Source organism: Haloarcula sp. R1-2 (genome assembly GCF_011627385.1).
GTDB classification, from domain to species: Archaea; Halobacteriota; Halobacteria; order Halobacteriales; family Haloarculaceae; genus Haloarcula; species Haloarcula marismortui.
On sequence record NZ_JAANTG010000002.1, the window covers coordinates 248,671 to 268,740 of the forward strand.

Annotated in this window: 21 protein-coding genes; 14 read left to right on the forward strand and 7 right to left on the reverse strand. The window is 64.2% G+C overall.

The features are described 5' to 3' along the window. The first annotated feature begins 146 nt into the window (after positions 1-146). The 7 genes from lysW to argF all read left to right on the forward strand — a co-directional run bounded on the left by lysW (position 147) and on the right by argF (position 6,369). Positions 147-311 carry a lysine biosynthesis protein LysW gene (lysW, locus tag G9C82_RS09345; RefSeq protein WP_004959888.1) on the forward strand — a complete coding sequence of 55 codons (165 nt, stop codon included), beginning with the start codon at positions 147-149 and terminating at the stop codon, positions 309-311. An 84-nt stretch (positions 312-395) separates the two neighbouring features. Further along, positions 396-1,376, forward strand: a complete 981-nt coding sequence (locus G9C82_RS09350; RefSeq protein ID WP_004959885.1) for a RimK family alpha-L-glutamate ligase — start codon at positions 396-398, stop codon at positions 1,374-1,376. After that, entirely contained in the window at positions 1,373-2,410 is a 1,038-nt protein-coding gene (gene argC / locus G9C82_RS09355) for an N-acetyl-gamma-glutamyl-phosphate reductase (protein ID WP_127013949.1), read from the forward strand. The genes G9C82_RS09350 and argC overlap by 4 nt, the downstream gene beginning before the upstream one ends. A gap of 18 nt (positions 2,411-2,428) precedes the next feature. After that, a complete protein-coding gene (locus G9C82_RS09360) occupies positions 2,429-3,289 on the forward strand; it encodes an acetylglutamate/acetylaminoadipate kinase (RefSeq protein WP_127013950.1) in 861 nt (286 codons plus the stop codon). Next, complete coding sequence (locus tag G9C82_RS09365) at positions 3,286-4,413, forward strand: aspartate aminotransferase family protein (protein ID WP_004959876.1); 1,128 nt, start codon at positions 3,286-3,288, stop codon at positions 4,411-4,413. The genes G9C82_RS09360 and G9C82_RS09365 overlap by 4 nt, the downstream gene beginning before the upstream one ends. Next, positions 4,410-5,471, forward strand: a complete 1,062-nt coding sequence (locus tag G9C82_RS09370; protein WP_127013951.1) for a [LysW]-lysine hydrolase — start codon at positions 4,410-4,412, stop codon at positions 5,469-5,471. The genes G9C82_RS09365 and G9C82_RS09370 overlap by 4 nt, the downstream gene beginning before the upstream one ends. A gap of 1 nt (position 5,472) precedes the next feature. Then, positions 5,473-6,369 (forward strand): ornithine carbamoyltransferase, encoded by an 897-nt coding sequence (argF, locus tag G9C82_RS09375; RefSeq protein ID WP_127013952.1) that lies wholly within the window; start codon positions 5,473-5,475, stop codon positions 6,367-6,369. Positions 6,370-6,622: 253 nt separating this feature from the next. Here argF and G9C82_RS09380 read toward each other — a convergent pair whose 3' ends face one another. Together G9C82_RS09380 and G9C82_RS09385 are read right to left on the reverse strand one after the other, a co-directional pair. Then, complete coding sequence (locus tag G9C82_RS09380) at positions 6,623-7,366, reverse strand: SDR family oxidoreductase (protein WP_011224365.1); 744 nt, start codon at positions 7,364-7,366, stop codon at positions 6,623-6,625. A gap of 71 nt (positions 7,367-7,437) precedes the next feature. After that, entirely contained in the window at positions 7,438-8,415 is a 978-nt protein-coding gene (locus tag G9C82_RS09385) for an orotate phosphoribosyltransferase (RefSeq protein ID WP_004959867.1), read from the reverse strand. Between the two features lie 386 nt (positions 8,416-8,801). Between G9C82_RS09385 and G9C82_RS09390 the strand changes: the two genes are divergently transcribed. From G9C82_RS09390 to G9C82_RS09405, 4 genes are all read left to right on the forward strand, one after another. Then, the gene (locus G9C82_RS09390) at positions 8,802-9,191 is read left to right on the forward strand and encodes a helix-turn-helix domain-containing protein (protein WP_011224364.1); all 390 of its coding nucleotides are present in this window, start codon (positions 8,802-8,804) and stop codon (positions 9,189-9,191) included. Between the two features lie 65 nt (positions 9,192-9,256). Continuing rightward, entirely contained in the window at positions 9,257-10,648 is a 1,392-nt protein-coding gene (gene thrC, locus G9C82_RS09395) for a threonine synthase (protein WP_127013953.1), read from the forward strand. Between the two features lie 224 nt (positions 10,649-10,872). After that, complete coding sequence (locus G9C82_RS09400) at positions 10,873-11,547, forward strand: DUF4166 domain-containing protein (protein ID WP_127013954.1); 675 nt, start codon at positions 10,873-10,875, stop codon at positions 11,545-11,547. Next, a complete protein-coding gene (locus G9C82_RS09405; RefSeq protein WP_127013955.1) occupies positions 11,544-12,512 on the forward strand; it encodes a YndJ family protein in 969 nt (322 codons plus the stop codon). The genes G9C82_RS09400 and G9C82_RS09405 overlap by 4 nt, the downstream gene beginning before the upstream one ends. 6 nt (positions 12,513-12,518) lie before the next feature. On the opposite strand, the gene G9C82_RS09410 is transcribed toward G9C82_RS09405, so the two are convergent. After that, a complete protein-coding gene (locus tag G9C82_RS09410) occupies positions 12,519-12,917 on the reverse strand; it encodes a hypothetical protein (RefSeq protein WP_004959850.1) in 399 nt (132 codons plus the stop codon). Positions 12,918-13,118: 201 nt separating this feature from the next. Here G9C82_RS09410 and G9C82_RS09415 point away from each other — a divergent pair, with 201 nt between their 5' ends. Continuing rightward, positions 13,119-14,294, forward strand: coding sequence for an aspartate kinase (locus G9C82_RS09415; RefSeq protein ID WP_004959847.1), 1,176 nt, complete (start codon positions 13,119-13,121; stop codon positions 14,292-14,294). 14 nt (positions 14,295-14,308) lie between these two features. Here G9C82_RS09415 and fer read toward each other — a convergent pair whose 3' ends face one another. The 3 genes from fer to G9C82_RS09430 all read right to left on the reverse strand — a co-directional run bounded on the left by fer (position 14,309) and on the right by G9C82_RS09430 (position 16,444). After that, positions 14,309-14,965, reverse strand: a complete 657-nt coding sequence (gene fer, locus G9C82_RS09420; RefSeq protein ID WP_127013956.1) for a ferredoxin Fer — start codon at positions 14,963-14,965, stop codon at positions 14,309-14,311. Between the two features lie 90 nt (positions 14,966-15,055). Beyond that, complete coding sequence (locus G9C82_RS09425) at positions 15,056-15,754, reverse strand: metallophosphoesterase (protein WP_127013957.1); 699 nt, start codon at positions 15,752-15,754, stop codon at positions 15,056-15,058. 81 nt (positions 15,755-15,835) lie between these two features. Beyond that, positions 15,836-16,444 carry an IMP cyclohydrolase gene (locus G9C82_RS09430; protein ID WP_004959818.1) on the reverse strand — a complete coding sequence of 203 codons (609 nt, stop codon included), beginning with the start codon at positions 16,442-16,444 and terminating at the stop codon, positions 15,836-15,838. Between the two features lie 531 nt (positions 16,445-16,975). On the opposite strand from G9C82_RS09430, the gene G9C82_RS09435 reads away from it, so the two are divergent. Beyond that, positions 16,976-17,407, forward strand: a complete 432-nt coding sequence (locus tag G9C82_RS09435) for a universal stress protein (RefSeq protein WP_004959816.1) — start codon at positions 16,976-16,978, stop codon at positions 17,405-17,407. A 26-nt stretch (positions 17,408-17,433) separates the two neighbouring features. On the opposite strand, the gene G9C82_RS09440 is transcribed toward G9C82_RS09435, so the two are convergent. Next, complete coding sequence (locus tag G9C82_RS09440) at positions 17,434-18,627, reverse strand: inorganic phosphate transporter (RefSeq protein WP_127013958.1); 1,194 nt, start codon at positions 18,625-18,627, stop codon at positions 17,434-17,436. Positions 18,628-18,784: 157 nt separating this feature from the next. Here G9C82_RS09440 and G9C82_RS09445 point away from each other — a divergent pair, with 157 nt between their 5' ends. After that, complete coding sequence (locus G9C82_RS09445; protein WP_127013959.1) at positions 18,785-19,957, forward strand: BMP family protein; 1,173 nt, start codon at positions 18,785-18,787, stop codon at positions 19,955-19,957. The last annotated feature ends 113 nt before the right edge of the window (positions 19,958-20,070 follow it).

A 20,070-nucleotide genomic window follows, 5' to 3' on the forward strand; every position in this document is an offset into this window, starting at 1 on the left:
GGGACAATTATACCATACTTCTGATACACGATTCGGAAACGTGGCGGATTTGGAGCTTTGATACGATTAGAAGGCATTATATATTGTTAAACTATTCTGATATGTTCGAAGGCTTTAAGTGGATCCCTGTCACAGGATGAACTACAATGGCAGAATGCATCGAGTGTGGGGCGGACGTGTCCCTGCACGACAACCTCGAAGTCGGAGAGATCGTTGACTGTGCCACCTGCGGTGCCGAACTGGAAGTCGTTGGCGCCGACCCTGTCGAGCTCGACAGCGCACCCGAGCTCGAAGAGGACTGGGGTGAGTGAGGTGTTCGCGGTGGCGCGGCGCTCGGCGCCGTACGTGACCGTGGCGCTCGACGCTGCGAGCCGCGAACCCACGGAGGACTCAGTATGAAAGTCGGACTCCTCTACTCGCGCATCCGCCGGGACGAGAAGCTGCTCCTGTCGGAACTGCGCGAGCGCGACCACGAGATCGAGAAAATAGACGTTCGCAAACAGCAGTTCAATATCCACGAGGCCCCCGAGGCCTTCGAGGATCTGGACATCGTCGTCGACCGCTGTCTGGCGACCAGTCGTAGCGTGTACGCGACGAAGTTCGCGGAGGCCTACGGCGTGCCGGTCGTCAACGGTCCCGAGGTCGCCGACACCTGTGCGGACAAGGTCAACAACAGCCTCGCGTTAGAGGCCGCGGGCGTGCCGACGCCCAACACCGACGTGGCGTTCACGAAGGACGCCGCGCTGGAATCCATCGAGAAGTTCGGCTACCCCTGCGTCCTCAAACCCGTTGTCGGCTCGTGGGGTCGCCTGATGGCGAAGATCGACTCCCGCTCGGCCGCTGAGGCTATCCTCGAACACAAGGAGACACTTGGCCACTACGAGCACAAGATCTTCTACGTACAGGAGTTCGTGGAAAAGCCCGGCCGCGACATGCGCGTGCTGGCTGTCGACGGCGAGCCCATCGCGGCGATGGTCCGCTCCTCGGACCACTGGCTCACCAACGCTGCCAAGGGCGCTGAGACCAACGAGTTCGAACTCGACGACCGCGCACTGGAACTAGTCGAGAAGGCTTCCGACGCGGTCGGGGGCGGGCTGCTCGGTATCGACCTGATGGAGGTTGGGGTGTCGCAAAGCGACACCCAAGACGCGAGCGGCGAGAGCGAGGCGCAACGCGCCTCGAATGCGAACGGCGACAGCCGTGAGCAAGGCGAGCCGCGAGCGCGTGAGTTCGAGGACTACACGGTCCACGAGGTCAACCACACTGTCGAATTCAAGGCCTTGAACGAGGTCACCGACGTGGACGTACCCGCGAAGGTTGTCGACTGGCTCGAACAGAAGGCGGCGACCGAGACCGACGCCGAGGTGACAGCATGACGTACACGGCAAGCGTCGTCGGCGGCTCCGGCTTCACCGGCGGGGAACTGCTTCGCCTGCTTGACGGCCATCCCGAGTTCGAACTGGCACAGGCGACCAGCCGCTCGAAGGAGAACAAGACTATCGGGCACTCGCACCCGAACCTTCGGCACTCGGACCTACGCTTTAGTTCGCCGGAAGATCTGGAGTCGGTCGACGTGCTGTTCGCTGCGACGCCCCACGGCGTCTCGATGGAGCAGATAGACGCGTTTCAGGAGGCCGCCGGCACAGTCGTCGACCTCTCGGCGGACTTCCGCCTCGAGAGCGAGGCCCAGTACGACGAGTGGTACGACGGGCATTCGCGCCCGGAACTGCTCGAACAGAGCGAGTACGCGCTGCCGGAGCTCAACCGCGACAACCTCGAAGGCGCGGACCTCATCGCCTCCGGCGGCTGTAACGCTACGGCGACAATCCTTGGCCTGCTCCCGCTGTTCGAGGCCGACATCCTCTCCGGTGACGAGCAGATCGTCGTCGACGTGAAGGTCGGGTCAAGCGAGGGCGGAGCCGGCGGCGGCGAGGCCTCCAGCCACCCCGAGCGCTCGGGCGTCGTCCGTCCGTACGCGCCGACGGGACACCGCCACGAGGCCGAGATCCAGCAGTTCCTCGGCATCGACGTGTCCTTCACCGTCCACGCGGTGGACATGATCCGCGGCGCGAGCGCGACCTGTCACGTCTTCCCCGAGGGGCCTGTTTCGAAAGGCGACCTCTGGGGAGCCTACCGCGGCGAGTACGAGGACGAACCCTTCGTTGAACTCGTCGCCGGCGGCGGTGGCGTCTACCGCTACCCCGAACCCAAGTCGGTCGCGGGGACGAACCGCGCCGAGGTCGGCTTCGAACTCGACCCCGGCAACAAACGACTGGTCGTGTTTTCGGCCATCGACAACATGATGAAAGGGTCGGCGGGGCAGGCCGTCCACGCGGCCAACGTCGCCCTCGGCATCGAAGAGACGGCGGGGCTGGAGTTTCAGGGGCTCCACCCCGTCGGCGCACCGTAACCCCTGACCTGAGTTCTTATGACAGTCGTTATCAAAGTCGGTGGCGCTCGCGCGGTCGACCCTGCGGGGGCGCTTGCGGACGTGGCATCGTTAGTGGCCGATGGTGAGCAGGTCGTCGTGGTTCACGGCGGCTCCACCAAAGTCGACGAGACGCTCGAACGGCTTGGCGTCGAGCCTGAATACGTCGAGACACCGTCGGGCGTCGTCGGCCGGTTCACCGACGAGACCACGATGGAGGTGTTCGAGATGGCCTTCGGGCATCTGAACACCCAGCTCGTCGCCGGCCTCCAGAGCGAGGGCGTCGATGCGGTCGGGCTCACCGGCGTCGACGGCAAACTGCTCTACGGACCGCGGAAGTCCGCAGTGCGGGTCGTCGAGGACGGGAAGAAGAAGATTCGCCGCGGCGACCACTCGGGCACGATCAAGCAGGTCAACGGTGACCTGCTGGAGACCTTGCTCGGCGATGGGTACACGCCGGTGGCTGGGCCACCCATGGCGGGAGACGATGACGGTGAGGTAATTCCAGTGAATACCGACGCCGATCGCTCGGCGGCGGCCATCGCCGGCGAACTCGATGCGCAGTTGGTGCTCCTCACTGATGTCGAGGGCGTTTACGCAGACCCCGATAACCCGTCGACGCTCATCGAATCGGTCGAGACGGCAAGCGACTGGGACGCTCTTGAAGACGCTGCAGAGGGATTCATGGGCCGGAAAATCATGGCCGCCGAGGAGGCGCTCGACGGCGGCGCATCGGAGGTCGTGGTGTCAGACGCCAACGCCGAGTCACCGATTCTCTCGGCGCTTGACGGCGGCGGAACCCACGTTCACGCGAGCGCACTCGAACAGGACACAGACCAGACAGCGACGGAGGAACAATGAGCGGATTCGTTTTCAACGAGAAACCTATCCAGATCGAACGTGGCGACGGTGCCTACGTCTACGACGACAGCGGCACAGAGTATCTAGACATGGGCGCATCCTACGCCTGTGTCCCGCTGGGCCACAAGCACCCGGCGGTCCACAGCGCCGTCAGCGAACAGCTAGAGAAGATAACGTACGTTCAGGCGTCCTATCCGAACGCCGAACGGACGGCGCTGTACGACCTGCTCGCCAAGACCGCACCGGACCCGATTGACAAGACCTGGCTCTGTAACTCCGGGACCGAGGCCAACGAGGCCGCACTGAAGTTCGCCCGGTCGGCGACGGGGAACTCCAAAATCGTCGCGACGATGCAGGGCTTTCACGGCCGGACGATGGGCGCGCTGGCGACCACGTGGAAAAACAAGTACAAGAAACCCTACGAGCCGCTCATCGGCGATGTTGAGTTCGTCCCCTACGACGACAGCGAGGCGCTTGAGGAAGCCGTCGACGAGGACACCGCCGCGTTCATCGTCGAACCTGTTCAGGGTGAAGGCGGTATCAATCCTACCTCGGACGGCTACCTCGAAGACGCACGGGAGATTACCGAAGACGCCGGGGCAGCACTCATCTTCGATGAGGTCCAGACCGGGATGGGACGGACCGGTGCGCTGTGGAACTCCCAGCGCGCCGCCGTCGCGCCGGACATGATAACCGCGGCGAAGGGCCTCGGAAATGGTCTCCCTATCGGCGCGACGCTGTGCCGGGACTGGATCGCCGAGGACTACGGCTCCCATGCCTCGACGTTCTCCGGCGGGCCGGTCATCTCGGCGGCTGCCGGCGCAACAGTCTCGACCATCATCGAGGACTCGGTGCCCGGCAACGCCGCCGTTATCGGCGATTACCTCCTGACTGAACTGGAGGCAGCTATCGGTGACGACGTGCGGGACATCCGCGGCGAGGGGCTGATGATCGGCGTTGAGGTCGGCCGCGGCGCGAACGCGGCGCTGAAAAAGCTTGCATTGAACCATCAGGTGCTCGCGCTGCCGGCCGGCCGCACGGTTATCCGCCTGCTCCCGCCTCTGACCATTGATAAGGACCACGCTGACGCCGTCGTTGACGCGATGGCGGAGGTGGTGGAATGAGCGAAGCCGCGAGCCGCGAGGCTGACACCGAGGCACGTGACCTGCTCGAAGCTGTCGTCCGCATCCCGTCTGTCTCGCGGAACGAGACGGAGGCGGCCGAACGGTTAGTCGAGTTCTTCGAGGCCCACGGCCGCGAGGCGTGGCTCGATGAAGTTGGCAACGTCCGCGCGCCCGCAGATGACGGCGTCTTGCTCACCTCTCACATCGACACTGTCCCGGGCGACATCCCGGTTCGCGTCGAGGAGGACGATGAGGGTGACGTGCTCTGGGGCCGCGGCAGCGTCGACGCGAAAGGGCCGCTGTGTGCGATGGCCGTCGCCGCCGTCCGCACCGGCGCTTCGTTCGTCGGCGTCGTCGGCGAGGAGGTCGATTCGAAAGGTGCTCGATTCCTCGTCGAGGACCGCGAGTCGGAACCCGGTGCCGTCATCAATGGCGAGCCCTCCGGCTGGGAGGGCATCACGCTTGGCTATCGCGGCCTGCTGGCCGGGACCTATGTCGCCACCAGCGAGTCCGGCCACTCCTCCCGCCCGGAGAACAACGCCATTCAGGACGCTATCGACTGGTGGTCGTCGGTCGACGACGAGTTCGCTACCGACGAGTGGCACCCCGTCTTCGAGCGCGTCACCTGCAAGCCAGTTGAGTTCAACGGCGGGACATCGAGCGACGGACTGAGCGTCGAAGCGACGATGGATGTCCAGCTTCGCGTCCCGCCGGAGTACAGCACCGGCGAAATCCGCGAAATCGCCGACGGGTTTCTGGAGAACGGCACGGTCAACTGGGACGACAAGGTCGAACCGGTGATGCAGAGCCCCCGAACTAGCGCCGCCCGGGCGTTCCGGGCCGCCATCCGGCAGCAGGGTGGCGAGCCCACGCTGCTTCGCAAGACTGGCACCAGCGACATGAACGTCTACGCGAAGGCGTGGGACTGTCCGATGGTGACATACGGGCCTGGCGACTCGGACCTCGACCACGCACCGAACGAGCACCTCCCGCTCGACGAATACGACCGCTCCGTCGCGGTGCTCGAAACCGCGACCGAACGCCTGCTGGAGGACTGAGATGGATATACTCGACGTCGACGACCTCACGACCGACGAACTGGTGACCGTCCTCGACCGCGCCGCGGCCATCAAGGCCGACCACGGCGAGGGGAGCACGAGTGACCTGCTCGACCAGCAGACACTCGGGATGATATTCGAGAAGCCGTCGACGCGGACCCGGGTTTCCTTCGAGACGGGGATGACGCAACTGGGCGGCCACGCCGTCTTTCTCGGCCCCGACGACATCCATCTGGGCCACGGCGAACCGGTGAAAGACACCGCCCGTGCGCTCGGGCGCTACGTCGATTTCATCATGGCCCGCGTGTTCGACCACGCGGACGCCGAGGAACTGGCCGAATACGCCGACGTTCCGGTCATCAACGGGCTGACCGACGACGCCCACCCTTGCCAGACGCTCGCCGACCTGCTGACCATCCGTGAGCAGTTCGGCGACTTTGATGACGTTTCCGTGGCGTGGGTCGGCGACGGTAACAACGTCTGCCAGTCGTTCGTCATCGGCGCAGCGATGGTCGGCCTCGACCTCACCGTCGCCACGCCGGAGGGCTACGGCATCTCTGATGATGTGGCCGACCGCGCCGCCGGCTTCGGTAACGCGCCTGAGACGACCCACGACCCAGAGGCCGCCGTGGCTGGCGCGGACGTGGTGTACTCCGATGTGTGGGTCAGCATGGGCCAGGAGGATAAACGCGACCAGAAACTCGCGGACTTCGAGGGGTTCCAGATCACGCCGGACCTGCTTGGGGACCGGCCGTTCATGCACTGCCTGCCCGCCCACCGCGGCGAGGAGGTCACCGACGCTGCCATCGAATCGGAGAACGCTGTCGTCTGGAATCAGGCGGAGAATCGCCTGCACGCCCAGAAGGGACTGCTCGTGTGGCTGTCCGAGCAGGCGTAGTAATCGGCCGGCCCGAAGATTTAGAGTGGTTAGCCGGGCGGAAGCGGTCTGTGGCGATGCCACTGTACCGTGCGCCGACGGCCCGCGGTTTCACGCGAATCGCGGAGCGATTCGCGCCTTTTTCGCCCACGTTCACAAGAGCGAAGCTCTTGTGCAGCCCATCAGAAGTCTCCGACTTCTGAGGACGTTTTTGCGCGGGGGTTGAGCGCTCGCCAGCGGCGAGCGCGATGCCCCCGTGGAAAAAGGTGGTAGGCTAGAAGTGGCTAAATTTGTCCCGGCGGAACACGTCGATGCTGTTGATGGTGGTCGGTGGCTCCTGTCGCATGGCGAAGGCGATAGCGTCGGCTACCTCTTCGGGCTCGGTCACCTCGCCCGGCTCGAACCGCTCGTTGAACGCCGTTCCGTCCTCGGAGTTGAACTCCGACCGGACCTCTGAAGGATTGACAACCGTGACGCCGATGTCGTCGTCACCGACCTGGCCGGCGAGGCTATGTGCGAAGCCACGGAGCCACCACTTCGTCGCGGCGTAGACGGGGTTGAACGGCCGGGGATACTGCCCGGCGAAGCTACCGACGAACACCAGCGACCCGGCCCCGTCCCGGAGATAGGAGAGCGACTCGCGGGCGGTGTAGAACGCGCCGTCGACGTTGACGTCCATCATCGTCCGGTACTGCTCGTCTGACAGCGTCTCAACGTCCGACCCGCGGCCGACCCCGGCGTTGACGACAACGCCGTCAAGTGAGCCGAACGCTTCGACGGTCGATTCGATAGCGGCCGTGACCTGTGCCCGGTCGCTGACGTCGGCTGGCACGACGTGGGTACCGACGGTGTGGTTGTCGGTGATTTCGTCGGCCAGTTCAGTGAGTCGGTCTTCCCGGCGGGCAACTAACGCCACGTCAGCCCCGTCGCGGGCCAGCTTCCGGGCGGTCGCCGCGCCGATACCCGAACTCGCTCCGGTGACGAGTACAGTTGTCTCTGCGAGTGGTCCCGAATCCATGGTCGGACCCACGGGCGTCTCGTGGTTAGCGTTTGGGCCCACCGGAGGCCGTGGCAGGTGACCGCTGCAAATCAGAGAAACACCGACGAAGCCCGCTTGACGAAGTCGACGGGGTCCGACCTGAACTGTTCGACGTATCTGAGCGGGTCGGATTTGACGGCTTCAATAGACATCTGGCCGTTTCTGGTGACGCGGTTCAGATACCCCTGCTGGAGCATCCGGTTTTGCTCCTTGCTGTAGACGGGTTTGTTCGTCTGCATAGCGATCGTCCGCGCCTGAGAGTGTGAGCTTTCGACGAACAGTTTGGCGTCCGAGGACTGGTACACCGTGGCCTTGTACTCGCCGTGGTTGCCTGCGGCGACCCGCGTGGCTTTGTCCGGGTACTGCATCATCACCAGTTCGTCGTACTCGATCCCGTGTTCCTCAAGCCAGGCGGCAGTCTCGCTGCGGTACTTCTCCAGCCGACAGGTGACGATCTTCCCGATTTCCACCGAGGGAACACAGATCGGATCGACAGTCGAAATAAACTCCCGGTATTTCGGCCCGTCGTCGTTCTCTTTGGGTGTCGGGTCGCGACAGAGGATGCCATCCAGGTCGACACAGGAGTCCTCGAGGAAGTCGTGGTGCATCATGTTCCACTCGAATACCCTCGGGAACGCCAGGGTCTGGGCGTACGTATCGACGAACTGCTCGGAGCCCTCGTCCACGTACACAGCGCCGTAGTACACGTCTGCGGACAGATCAAACCCGCCAATCGTCGACTGCGCCTCGGTCATTTCGCTTCCGGTGTAGACGGTGTCGTCGACCACCAGTATCTTCGAGAACTCCGAGAGGTCGAACTCACCATCATACCGCTCCCCCGTCTGCAGGAGTCTGCCCTCCCGCAACCCGTCGATATCTGTCATCGGGAGATTGAGATGCAGTGAGAGTAAGTTTGACACTAACATGCCACTTCTGGGTATTCCGACGATCAGATCCAGGCCGTCTGGTAGATCGACGATCCACTCCTGCGTATCAGCACTGAGATGGTCGAAACTCCTGTAATTCATTGGTTTCTGGGATCGGGAAGTATTAGCATCCTCATCGTAGCTCGAACACCACGACGGGACATGCGCTTACTTCTTTTTAACTGACACCCGTCGATGAGTGTTAATACTTCTTATCTGTAACTATATAGTATAGTCTTTTGAGGGTGATTGTAAATTGAGACAACAACAATTCCGTCTCGGGGAACTCTCCACCTGAAACGGCACCCTTTTTGCTAGCATTGACAACGTTCCTCACAGCACCAGTTGCTGCTGGTGTCCGGCTAGTTTGTAGTCCACCCTGAAACAGTAGACGATTTGATATGTCCGAAATCGGGCAGCACCGACACCAGAGCGGTGAGGTTGAGGTAACGACCCAGTTTATCCGGGTCGGAAGTATACAGGTGGGTATGTCTGTCAACTCATCTCCGGACCAGTTCCACGAGCTGATGGTCGACGACGAACCGAATCTCTCGGATGTGATGGCCTGTGTGTTCGGCGTTCAGGAACACGAGGTACGGACGTATCAGACATTGCTCGAAACACCTGCAAGCACTGTCGAGGAACTCGCTGACGAACTTGGTCGGGATCGCTCGAACGTCAACCGGTCGCTATCGACGCTTCGCGAGAAGGGGCTTGCGACGCGGAAACGGCGGTTGCTCGACGGCGGCGGCCACGTGTACCAGTACACCGCGACACCGCTGTCGGAGGCCCGCGAACTGATGCACGAGACCCTCGACGAGTGGACTGTCGCGGTCCATCACCGTATCGACGAGTTCGACGCCAGGCCCAGCGAGTGATAGCTGCCGCGCCGTGAACGCTGGCAGTATAGCCGACAACCGTCCGACTTTTGCCCACTGGGAGCATGGTCCCGACAATGGCTGACCTGCAACTCACCGACGACGTGCCGCCGGTTGCCGATGACGGCGTCTGGCTGGCCTGTATCGAGTGTGGTGAGACGTTCGCTCCCTTCGACGAGATTCGCTACACCTGCGACCATTGCGACGGCCTGCTCGAGGTCCGCTACGATGACCTGCCGACCTTCGACGAGTTCGAAGGCTCGGGGGTCTGGCGGTACAACGCTGCCCTGCCCTTCGAAGAGGGTGTCACGCTCCCCGAGGGTGACACGCCACTGCACGAGATGCCCCGCCTGAAAGACGACATCGGCGTCGACGCGCTCCGCGTGAAACACGAGGGGATGAACCCCACTGGCTCGTTCAAGGACCGCGGCATGACCGTCGGTGTCCGGGTCGCCCAAGAGGTCGGCGTCGACCGACTGGCCTGTGCCTCGACGGGCAACACCTCCGCTGCGCTTGCGGCCTATGGTGCCCGCGGCGGGATGGAGACGCTCGTGCTCCTGCCTGCCGGGAAGGTTGCAGCCGGCAAAATCGCTCAGGCAAGTCTCCACCGCGCGCGCATTCTCGAAGTCGACGGCAACTTCGATCAGTGTCTCGACATCGTGCAGGACCTCGCCGCCCGCGGCGAGGCCTACCTCCTGAACTCGCTGAACCCCTTCCGTCTGGAGGGCCAGAAGACCATCGGGCTGGAAATCATGGAGGAGTTCTACGCCGACAACGGCGAGTACCCGGACCGAATCGTCCTGCCGGTCGGCAACGCCGGCAACACCGCGGCGCTGTACAAGTGCTTCCGCGAACTCGTCAAGGCCGGCGCAATCACCGAAGAGCAGGTGCCCAAACTCACCGGCGTGCAGGCAGAGGGTGCCGCTCCGATGGTCGAGGCTATCGAGAATGGATACGAGGACACCCGCCGCTGGGATGACGTCGAGACCCGCGCGACCGCCATCCGCATCGGCAATCCGGTCAACGCGCCGAAGGCGCTGCCGGGCATCCGTGAGACCGGCGGCACCGCTGTCGCTGTCTCCGACGAGGAAATCACCGAAGCGCAGCGCGACATCGCCGGGGAAGGCGTCGGCGTCGAACCGGCGTCCGCCGCCTCCGTCGCTGGCCTCCGGAAACTCCGGCGCAAGGGCGAGGTTGATAGCGATGAGTCGGTCGTCTGCCTGACCACGGGCCACCTGCTCAAAGACCCCGAAGCGGCCGCAGAGGCCGGGAACGAGCCGGAGCCGGTCGCTAACAGCACCGAGGCCGTGCTGGACCTCATCGAAGAACCGTCGTCAGTCACTGAGACGATTCGGCGACAGGCGTCGAAGGCCGCCGACGCGCCGCTGGTCCCGGCGCTGGTCGCCAGCGGTCTCGGTGTCGCGTATCTCTACCGCAAACTCCGCTCGAAGAAGTAACGTCGGCGAACGGGCCGCCAACGGCGAGGCCCTGCCCGACTTTCTGGTCGAAAACTGACTGCGCTGGCTCTTTACTCAGTATTTTCCGTCTTCTACCCAGTAGAAATATCCATCTTCCCCGGGAACAGCCAACCAATGGACGCACAGACGCGAAGTGCAGTACGACTGAGCGCTGCCGTCGAACCGTCGATTGCGTTGCGGATGCCACCAGCGCGGGTGAGACTGTGACGGGCGTCTACGAGCGGGCGCTGGGCGAGGCCGCGGCCGACCTCCACCCGAAGGTCCGTGACCGGTACAGCCTCGCCCCGGACGACGGGACGGTCTGTGTCGGTCGCGGCGAGATGGATATTACCCGCGGGACGCTGGTCCTCCCGGCGCTGTACGCGATGACGACCCAGAATATGCTGTTCCCTGAAGCCGGCGAGGACGTGCCGTTTTCGGTGACGACGGTGGCCTACACGACGGACGGCGGTCACGAGGCGATGACGACCCGCCGCGCCTTCGACTTTGGCGACACCACCCGCCTGTTCGACTCGCTGACCGTCTGGGACGCCGAGGCCGAGCGACTGCTCGATTTCCTCGGGACACAGGGCCGGGTCGCCAGCGAACTCCACCCGCGGGTCGAGGACGGCGCGCTCGTGGTCGCTGGCGGCCGCCAGTGGGCTCGTCTGGGCGACCGCTATGTGCCCTTGCCGGGGCCGCTGGCCGCCGATGTCGAGGTACGTGACCGCTACGACGAGGATGATGAACGCTACCACGTCACCGCGACCGTCGAGAACGACCTCGTGGGCCACATGCTCGGCTATCGGGGGACGTTCACGCAGGACCAGACTGCCAGCGACGGGACGCCCGACGACCTCCGAATCGTCCGCGGACTCGACCGGCTCCCGCCGCGATGAGCGACCGCGCCGCTGGGCCCCGGCAGCCAGCACTCGCCACCGTCGCCAAGCCGTCTATCCGGGGCATCGCCGTGGCGGACCTGAGCGCGGTGTTTGGAGCGGTGGTCTGGCTGGCGATGACGGTCACTGGCGAACTGGACGCTATCGAACGGGCGCTCGCACTCGCGCCGCTCGTGCTGGTCCCGCTCGCCCTCCGAACGGCGGTGAGCGGAGCGTTCGAGGCACCTGTCAGTCGGCTCACGACCACAGCCATCTGGCTCCAGCCGGTCGGCGCACTCCTGTTTGCGGTATCGCTGGTCATTCCGTCACCAGCACTGCTGGCCGCCGCGCTCGCAACGCCGTGGCTTGCGGTCACCGGCCTCCTCGGACTCGCGGCGTTCGTTCGGACTCGGGGCGGCCTAGTGTTCCCAGAGACCGCTATCGATGCTGGCTTCGCCTACGTCTCGGTTGGCGCGGTCGCACTCCTGCTGGCCCATCTCGACCTGACGCTCTGGTTCGACCGCGTCATCATCCGACTCACAGCGGTCCACTTCCACTACGCCGGGTTCGTCCTCCCGGTCGCGGTGGGACTGACCGGCCGACACCTCGGTGACCGCTCGCGGGGATTCCGCACCGTTGCGGGTGTCATCCTCGTCGGCCCGGCACTCATCGCGGTCGGTATCGCCTTCTCACCGCTGGTGGAGGTCGTCGCAGTGAGTCTCTTCACTGTCGCCGTCGCGGCCTTCGGCGGTGTAGTCCTGCATCGTGTCGTCCCTGCCTGCTCTAGACCGCAGGGGCTCTTGCTCGGCATCGCGGCGGTCGCGCTTCCAGTTTCAATGGCGCTCGCGCTCGGCTACGGGGTGTCGACGTTCACCGGCCGCTCGCTGGGGCTGACGATATCGACGATGGTTGCGCTCCATGGTTCGCTCAACGCCTTCGGGTTCGGGCTGTGTGCGACGCTCGGCTGGCGGCTTTCGGCCCCCTGACGCCGGTCAGTGTTCCGCCCGCTCCGGCTCTAAGCGGTACCGCGTCGTCTCCTGCCCGTCGAACCGGGGACCGTTTCCAGTGGAGGTGAACCCGACCGCCTCAACAGCGGTCCGGACTTGCGATTCGTCCTCCGGGAGCAGTAGTTCGACCGTCATGTGTTCCCGGCGCGCGAACTCGATAGGGTCGGTCAGGAGTTCCTCACAGGCGTCGCTCGACCCGGCCAGTTGCGTCACGTGGACGGTCCCACGTTCGGCGTCGAAACTCACGAACCCCACAATGCTGTCGTCTTCCTCGGCCACGCGGACAGTGCGGTCGTGGACGAGGTTTCGCATCACGTCCGGCGGCCCGTCAGCGAGGGCGGCCAGTCGCTCGGCGTCATCCTCGATAGCGTCGCGGATATCCATACATGTGCGTGGGAACCCCACGCAAATAAACGGTGTGTCGGACGCTCCGGACTGTGCCCGCCTTCGCAGCAACAGGGCTTCGCACGACGGAATCTGCCGGTCGCTGTCGACAGTGAGACGCGGTCACAGATGAACACAGTTATCCCGAGCGACGGATAACGCGAGGGCAATGGTTCACGTACACACGGACACGGTGGTAGCATGCGCGTAGTCGCCAAATTCGGCGGGACGAGCCTCGGTAGCGGCGACCGCATCAACCGGGCCGCGGACTCGATTGCCGCTGCCGTCCAGCAGGGCCACGAGGTCGCGGTCGTCGCCTCGGCGATGGGCAACACGACCGACGAACTGCTCGAAGAAATCAACTACGACGCCGACTCCGCGGACCGTGCGGAAATCGTTTCCATGGGCGAACGGACATCTGTCCGGATGCTCAAGGGTGCACTCGCCGCCCGCGGTATCGAGGCGGTCTTTCTTGAACCCGGCAGCGAGGACTGGCCGATCATCACCGACGAGTACGGTGAAGTCGACGTTGAGGAGACACAGAAGCGCGCCCATGCGCTCGCCGGCCAACTCAAGGATGTCGTCCCGGTCATCACCGGCTTCCTGGCACAAGACTATCAGGGCAACGTGACGACGCTTGGCCGTGGCGGCTCCGACACGAGCGCCGTGATGATGGGCGACTACATGGACGCCGACGAAGTCGTCATCGTCACCGACGTTGAAGGCGTCATGACCGGGGACCCGCGCGTCGTCGAAGGCGCTCGGAACGTCGGCAAAATCTCCGTCGACGAGCTCCGTTCGCTGTCCTTCCGCGGGGCCGAGGTGGTCGCGCCGTCGGCGCTGTCGTACAAGAGTGAGGACCTCGGTGTTCGCGTCGTCCACTACCAGCACGGCGACCTGCTCGCCGGTGGTACCTCCATCGAGGGCGAGTTCCAGAACCTCATCGACCTGCAGGAACAGCCAATCGCCTGCGTCACCGTTGCCGGCCGCGCTATCCGGAACAGCCCGGGCATCCTCGCGGACCTGTCAGGCGCTATTGCGGACGAGGAGATCAACATCGAGGCCAACTCATCGGGGATGGACTCGTTGACGTTCTACGTCGACGAAGATGACGCCGAGGAGGCCGAAGCGCTGCTTCACGCCCGCATCGTTGACGACGAGACGCTTTCGTCGGTCACCGTTGAAGACGAGATCGCCGTTATCCGCGTCACCGGCGGCGATCCGAGTCAGTCGGCGCTCGCGCATCAGGTCGTTGCACCGTTGGCCGACGCCCACATCCACCTCTATGACGTGATTACGTCTGCGACGTCGGTCTCCGTGTTCGTCCCGTGGGAGGACCGCGAACAGGCTCTCTCACTCGTTCAGGACGTGTTCTAACGGCCGGGGACTTGTTAATCGGTTGAGGAAGCCTGCTCGAACCGGCTCGCGGGCAGCAGTAATTCGCTGACTTCGGGGAGGTGTTTCAGGTTGTAGACGATTTTCGCGTCGTCAGACACCGGTGCAGCGATACACGACAGGCGAATCCCCTTCTCGGTGAGTTCGGGTGGGAGGATGTGGCTCGCCGGCGACGGCATCTCGCCGTCGACGACCGCCACCGCACAGTTCGTACACGCGCCGCCGCGGCAGGCAAAGGGCCACGCAAAGCCGTTTTTCTCCGCCGCTTCCAGCAGCGTGTCGTTCGGGTCGACGTAGAACCGTCCGAAATCAGTCGATTGCAGGTTCGCGTCGGCGGCTTTCGCAAACAGGTCCTCGTCTTCGAGTGCCCAGCCGTGGTCCTCAAGCACCTCGAAGTTGAGAAACTCTACCATCGGGTCGCCCGGTTCCGGCGGGGCCTCTTCGGCTTCGGGCTCCGCTGTCTCCTCGGGAAGCGGGTCCCCGGGCTCGTATCCGTTCTGCAGTCGCTCGTAGGCCGTTTTGACCGTCTGGAACTCGGCCGCCGACCCGCCCTGGTCGGGGTGTGCTTCTTTTACCCGCTCGCGGTACGCGTCGACGATCTCCCCGTCGTCGGCGTCCGGTGTAATTCCGAGGACCTCAAATGGGGACTCCACGCCATACAGTAGCGGTCACGGACATAAATTCTCTCGTCCCGCTGCAGTATCTGCAGGCTGCCGCCGACGGACGACGTGCCGTTCCTATGGCTACCGGCCCTGGGTCAACCGGAAGCCGATTTGCCGCGGCAGGTCAGCGTCCTCTACCGCGTCAATGACTGCGCTCGTGTCGTAGGCCACGCGGTGCTCCTCGACAGTTAGGTCCGCGAGGTCGAGCACGGCGTAGGCGGCCCGGTGGTCCCTGTCGCGGGGCTGGCCCACGCTGCCGGGGTTCATCACGATACCGTCCCCGTACACTTCGTGGTGCTGATGGTGCGTGTGGCCCATCACGAGCACGTCCTCGTCGCCCAGCAGGTCCGGGCCGAACTCTTCGGGGTACGTGTAGTGGTCCGGGTCGTCCGGGTGGCCGTGGACGAGTTTCACCCGATCATCATAGACGTGGCGCTCATCGGGCAGTGCCGCCAGCCACTCGATTTGCTCGTCGGACAACTGTTCGGTAGCGTGTTCGATGCCGGCCTGTGCCATCCCGTTGAACGCGAACGGCGTTTCGGCGGCGACGGCCCGGTCGTGGTTGCCCATCACTGTCGGGACTTCTTCGGTCGGCCAGGAAGCGTCCGCAGGGAGCGCGTCGGTGTGCCCCCGCATCGCGTCGACACAGTCGGCGTGCCAGGGGTTGTAGCCGACCACGTCCCCCGCACAGACCAGCCCGTCAACTGGCGGCATATCTGCAAGCACCGCCGTGAGCGCCACCCGATTGCCGTGGATATCAGAGAGGATGCCGAGTTTCATTGTTCGTGTCTATCCCCTGTGGGGTCTTGAGTGTCGGTCCTAGCTCAGTATCTGTGTCCGCCATCGTTCGCGGTCATCCGCTCACTCCCCGTTGTACACTGCTACATCGAACTCGCCCGCCGACCCCGCGACGCCGGCCGAACAGACGGCGTGCTCGTACTCGTGGTCGTACACTTCGCGGGCCACATCGCTGGCGTCGGTCGCGGCCAGGTCGAACGCCGTCGGACTGTTCTCCTCGTAGGTCGCCACCAGCGTCGGCTCGGTGACTTCCTCGACCAGTAGCGCGTCCCGGCGGACGGTCCCGATGACTGCGCCCGGGCCGTCGGCGTTCGTCGTCGGGTCCGCCGCGTCGACACCGACGATACCGGCGACCCGCGGCGTGTCGTAGTCGTCCTTCTCGAAGTCGAGCGACAGGAGCGGCTCCGCGATAGCGTCCCGCGCCGGATAGCCCAGTTCGAGCTTTTCGGCGATGGGGTCGACGTGGGAGCCGTTGCCGACGACCGCGCCGCGCTCGGTGACGCGGACGCCGTTGTAGGAGATGTATGGGTTGTCCGTCTCCGGCGCGTCTGGCGTCGGCTCGACGGTCACTGTCCCGTCGCGCTGGACTGCCTGGCGGTTGGGGAACGAGCGCGAGGAGACACGGTACGCACCGACCTCGGGACTGACGACGACAAATCGTCCAACGTACATACGCGAGTGTGCACAGCACCCCGAAAAAGCGCTGTCGATGTCTTGCCGTCTAGCGTAGGCATGACGCTATTGTTCTCCTGGCGGTGTTGTGTGGGCTGCTGACACGCTTCATGTCCGACCGAATCGCGCAACGCTTACAAAGGGGCACCCGATACTGTAGAGTGCACACAGTCCATTGGGGTAGAGGCCAATCCTGAAGCCTTCTGGGGGCTTCGACCCTGGTTCGAATCCAGGATGGACTATTTCTGTGGCGAGCAAACTCGCGAGCCACGAAATCGTAGTTACTGATTCGGGCCCTGCCAGTCGCGCACAGCGAAGCGAGCACGTCTGGTTCTGGTTCGAATCCAGGATGGACTATTCTTGTCGCGAACAACCCGTGAGCGACAGCGTCGTGATTAGTGGACTCGAGCCTTGGAAGACGAGCGAAGCGAGTCTTCCACTGGTTCGAACTCATGTGGGACGGGCTTGACACACATCTGGCAAGCACCGACTGGCCCCTGACTACTTGTAGCCGCCTCCCAGAGAGAACATATGACACCGACACACGTCCTCGTCCCGCTGGACGGGTCACCGCTGGCTGACGAGGCGCTGACGTACGCGCTGGAGACGTTCGACTGCCGGATTACAGTTCTGAACGTCGTTGCGCCGCTCGATACGGGGATGAGCGAAGGCGGGGTGCTCGAACCGGACGCGGACCGCCAAGCGGCCGCCGACGAGCGGGCCACGAAGCTCGTTGACCGGGCGTCACAGCAGGCCAGTGAGGCCGGCCAACAGGTCGAAACGGCTGTCGAGACCGGTGACCCGGCCGAGACGATTCTGGACTACGTCGAGGCGGTCGACGTGGATCAGGTGGTGATGGGTGGCCACGGCGGAACGCGAAACGAGATTGCCCGGCGGTTGCTGGGGACCGTTGCGACGGCGGTCGTCAGCGAAGCGCCGGTGACGGTAACGGTCGTCCGGTAGCGCGTGGCTGGCCGCCCCTACTCTTCTCAGACCTGGCTGCCGAGGGCCGCTTCCAGCACCTGATACACGCCGAAGCCAATGACGACGCTTGTGACGAGCGTGATAAGCCAGAACCCGACAGTTACACCGATTTTCCGGCGCGAGACGCCGGCGGAGCCACCGGCCAGGCCGCCGCCGATGACCCCGGAGATGATGATGTTGTTGAACGAAATGGGGATGCCGAGCGCGATGGCGGCCTGTGCGATGATGAACCCGGGGACCAGCGCAGCGATTGAGCGCCGGACGCCGAGTTGCGCGTACTCACGGGAGGTGGCCTGTAGCAGGCGGGGTGCGCCCATCCACGCGCCACCGAGGATACCCACTGCGCCGAGCGCCAGCAATACGAACCCGGGCAGGCCGAGTTCGGCGCGGTAGAGGTTCTCCAGCGGGCCGGTTGCGAGGCCGACCTGACTCCCGCCGCTAGAGAAGGCGACGACGCTGCCGAGAACGACGAGAAAGGTCTTGATACCCTTATCGACGGAGGCCTGGGTCTGTCGGCGGATGTAGTAGAAGCTCCCCGCGGCGACCAGCAGCGTCGTGGCGACGGCGGCGATATCCGTGCCAGCGACCATCGCGGCAAAGCCGGCCAGCGAGCCCTGGTCGGTGCCGGCGGGTGAGGGGATGATGCTCAACTGAACGTTCGCAACGATGCCGCCGACAACGCCGGCCAGCAGCGGGACGCCGACGGTTTCGGGGATGTCGTCTCGGCGCAACACCGTCGCGGTGAGATAGGCCAGGCTCCCCGAGACTGGCGGGACGAGCAGCCAGAATACAGCGATGCGGCGGTAGGTGTCAAACACCGGCTGGCCGCCGAGCGAGAGGCCAACACCGACCATCGCGCCCGTCGTCGCGAACGCCGCCGGGACGGGGTAGCCCGAGTAGATGCCAAACGCCATGAATCCGGTCGCGGTCAACAGCCCGGCGACGGCTGCGAGCGATGTGATCGTGGCGCCGTCGATAAGGCCGGCCCCGACCGTTTCCGAAATGCTCCCGCCCTGGGTCAGTGCCCCCATCGCGGCGAGGATGCCGATCAGGAAGGCGGCGCGCATCGTCGAAATGGCGTTCGCACCGATAGCCGGGGCGAATGGGGGTGAGTTGCTGTTCGCACCGAGGGTCCAGGCTGTCACCAGACCGGTGATCGTCGCGAGGGCGACCAGCGCCCAGAAGACGACGGTCGTCACCGCCTGCTGAGCCCCGCTGGTGTCTGCCAGTTATTGCTGTGTGAACGCGACCAGACTGTCATTGGCAGCCGTTCACACCCAGTACATAAAATGTCCGCGGCGTCGGTATCGAACGGTGATCGGTCCGCCTTGCCATGATTTGTCGCCGATGTGGCTAATGTGCGACACCGAAGTCTTTAACGCCTATCGACACCGCTGGTGGGACATGTCACAGCGAAGGCGCACGTTCATCAGTAGTGTTGGTACCGCAACCGCAATCGGGTTAGCTGGCTGCCTCGGTGGCGATGGCGGCGACGGCAGCGGCGGCGACGGCGGGGACACCGACAGCGATGGCGGGGACGGTGGCGACGGCGACAGCGGTCCGGCCGCTCGCATCGGAATGGTGTATGCGACGGGTGGGCTCGGTGACGGGTCGTTCAACGACCAGGCCCAGACCGGAGCTATCCGGGCAGCAGACGAGCTCAACATCGAATACGATGAGTCGCAGCCGGAAGCGGTACAGGACTTCGGCAGCCTTCAGCAACAGTACGCACAGTCCTCGAACCCGAACTACGATCTTATCTGCTGTATCGGCTTCCTGCAGGCGGACGCCCTCACGGAGAACGCCGAACAGTACCCCGAGCAGGACTTCATGATCGTTGACTCCGTCGTTGACGCGGACAACGTCGGCTCGTACGTGTTCGGTGAGCATCAGGGCTCGTTCCTCATTGGACTGATGGCCGCGAAGCTGTCCACTCAGGACTTCTCGGCTGGAGCCGGATCCACGCAGGGTGACTCCGCGAGCGTCGGTTTCGTCGGCGGTGTCGAGGGTGACCTCATCGGTCGCTTCGAGGCCGGCTACAAAGCCGGCGTCAAGCACGCGGAGGAGGACGTCGAGGTACAGTCGGCCTACGTCGGCGATTTCAACGACCCTTCCGGCGGACAGGAGGCGGCCCTCTCGATGTACGAATCCGGCGCGGACATCGTCTTCCACGCGGCCGGCAACACCGGGACTGGCGTGTTCCGGGCGGCCCAGGAGGCGGGGCGCTTCGCCGTCGGTGTCGACCGCGACCAGTCGGTCACGAAAGAGAACTTCAGCGATATCATTCTCGCGAGTATGGTCAAGCGGGTCGACAACGCTGTCTACGCCGCCATTGAGTCGACGACAAACGATAACTTCGATGGCGGCGCTGTGAACACGCTCGGCCTCGAACAGAACGGCGTCGAAGCGGTGTACGGCCAGCAACTCGGCTCGGAAATCCCACAGAGCGTCAAAGACGAGGTCTCTGAAGTTCGCCAGAGCATCATCGACGGCGACATCAGCGTGCCGACTGACCCCGACAACGCCTGAGGCGGATTGCTGGAGCGATTTGCCGGCCCATTCCGGCCTTGCGGTCGGAACCTTCTGGACATAATATACAACAGCGCCACCGCGGCCACACACGCAGTTGCCGCAGATTTTTG

Excerpts from the sequence above, each read along its gene's own strand:
- lysW (WP_004959888.1), top strand. The coding sequence starts at position 147 with ATGGCAGAATGCATCGAGTGTGGGGCGGACGTGTCCCTGCACGACAAC.
- G9C82_RS09350 (WP_004959885.1), top strand. The coding sequence starts at position 396 with ATGAAAGTCGGACTCCTCTACTCGCGCATCCGCCGGGACGAGAAGCTG.
- argC (WP_127013949.1), top strand. The coding sequence starts at position 1,373 with ATGACGTACACGGCAAGCGTCGTCGGCGGCTCCGGCTTCACCGGCGGG.
- G9C82_RS09360 (WP_127013950.1), top strand. The coding sequence starts at position 2,429 with ATGACAGTCGTTATCAAAGTCGGTGGCGCTCGCGCGGTCGACCCTGCG.
- G9C82_RS09365 (WP_004959876.1), top strand. The coding sequence starts at position 3,286 with ATGAGCGGATTCGTTTTCAACGAGAAACCTATCCAGATCGAACGTGGC.
- G9C82_RS09370 (WP_127013951.1), top strand. The coding sequence starts at position 4,410 with ATGAGCGAAGCCGCGAGCCGCGAGGCTGACACCGAGGCACGTGACCTG.
- argF (WP_127013952.1), top strand. The coding sequence starts at position 5,473 with ATGGATATACTCGACGTCGACGACCTCACGACCGACGAACTGGTGACC.
- G9C82_RS09380 (WP_011224365.1), bottom strand. The coding sequence starts at position 7,366 with ATGGATTCGGGACCACTCGCAGAGACAACTGTACTCGTCACCGGAGCG.
- G9C82_RS09385 (WP_004959867.1), bottom strand. The coding sequence starts at position 8,415 with ATGAATTACAGGAGTTTCGACCATCTCAGTGCTGATACGCAGGAGTGG.
- G9C82_RS09390 (WP_011224364.1), top strand. The coding sequence starts at position 8,802 with ATGTCTGTCAACTCATCTCCGGACCAGTTCCACGAGCTGATGGTCGAC.
- thrC (WP_127013953.1), top strand. The coding sequence starts at position 9,257 with ATGGTCCCGACAATGGCTGACCTGCAACTCACCGACGACGTGCCGCCG.
- G9C82_RS09405 (WP_127013955.1), top strand. The coding sequence starts at position 11,544 with ATGAGCGACCGCGCCGCTGGGCCCCGGCAGCCAGCACTCGCCACCGTC.
- G9C82_RS09410 (WP_004959850.1), bottom strand. The coding sequence starts at position 12,917 with ATGGATATCCGCGACGCTATCGAGGATGACGCCGAGCGACTGGCCGCC.
- G9C82_RS09415 (WP_004959847.1), top strand. The coding sequence starts at position 13,119 with ATGCGCGTAGTCGCCAAATTCGGCGGGACGAGCCTCGGTAGCGGCGAC.
- G9C82_RS09425 (WP_127013957.1), bottom strand. The coding sequence starts at position 15,754 with ATGAAACTCGGCATCCTCTCTGATATCCACGGCAATCGGGTGGCGCTC.
- G9C82_RS09430 (WP_004959818.1), bottom strand. The coding sequence starts at position 16,444 with ATGTACGTTGGACGATTTGTCGTCGTCAGTCCCGAGGTCGGTGCGTAC.
- G9C82_RS09435 (WP_004959816.1), top strand. The coding sequence starts at position 16,976 with ATGACACCGACACACGTCCTCGTCCCGCTGGACGGGTCACCGCTGGCT.
- G9C82_RS09445 (WP_127013959.1), top strand. The coding sequence starts at position 18,785 with ATGTGCGACACCGAAGTCTTTAACGCCTATCGACACCGCTGGTGGGAC.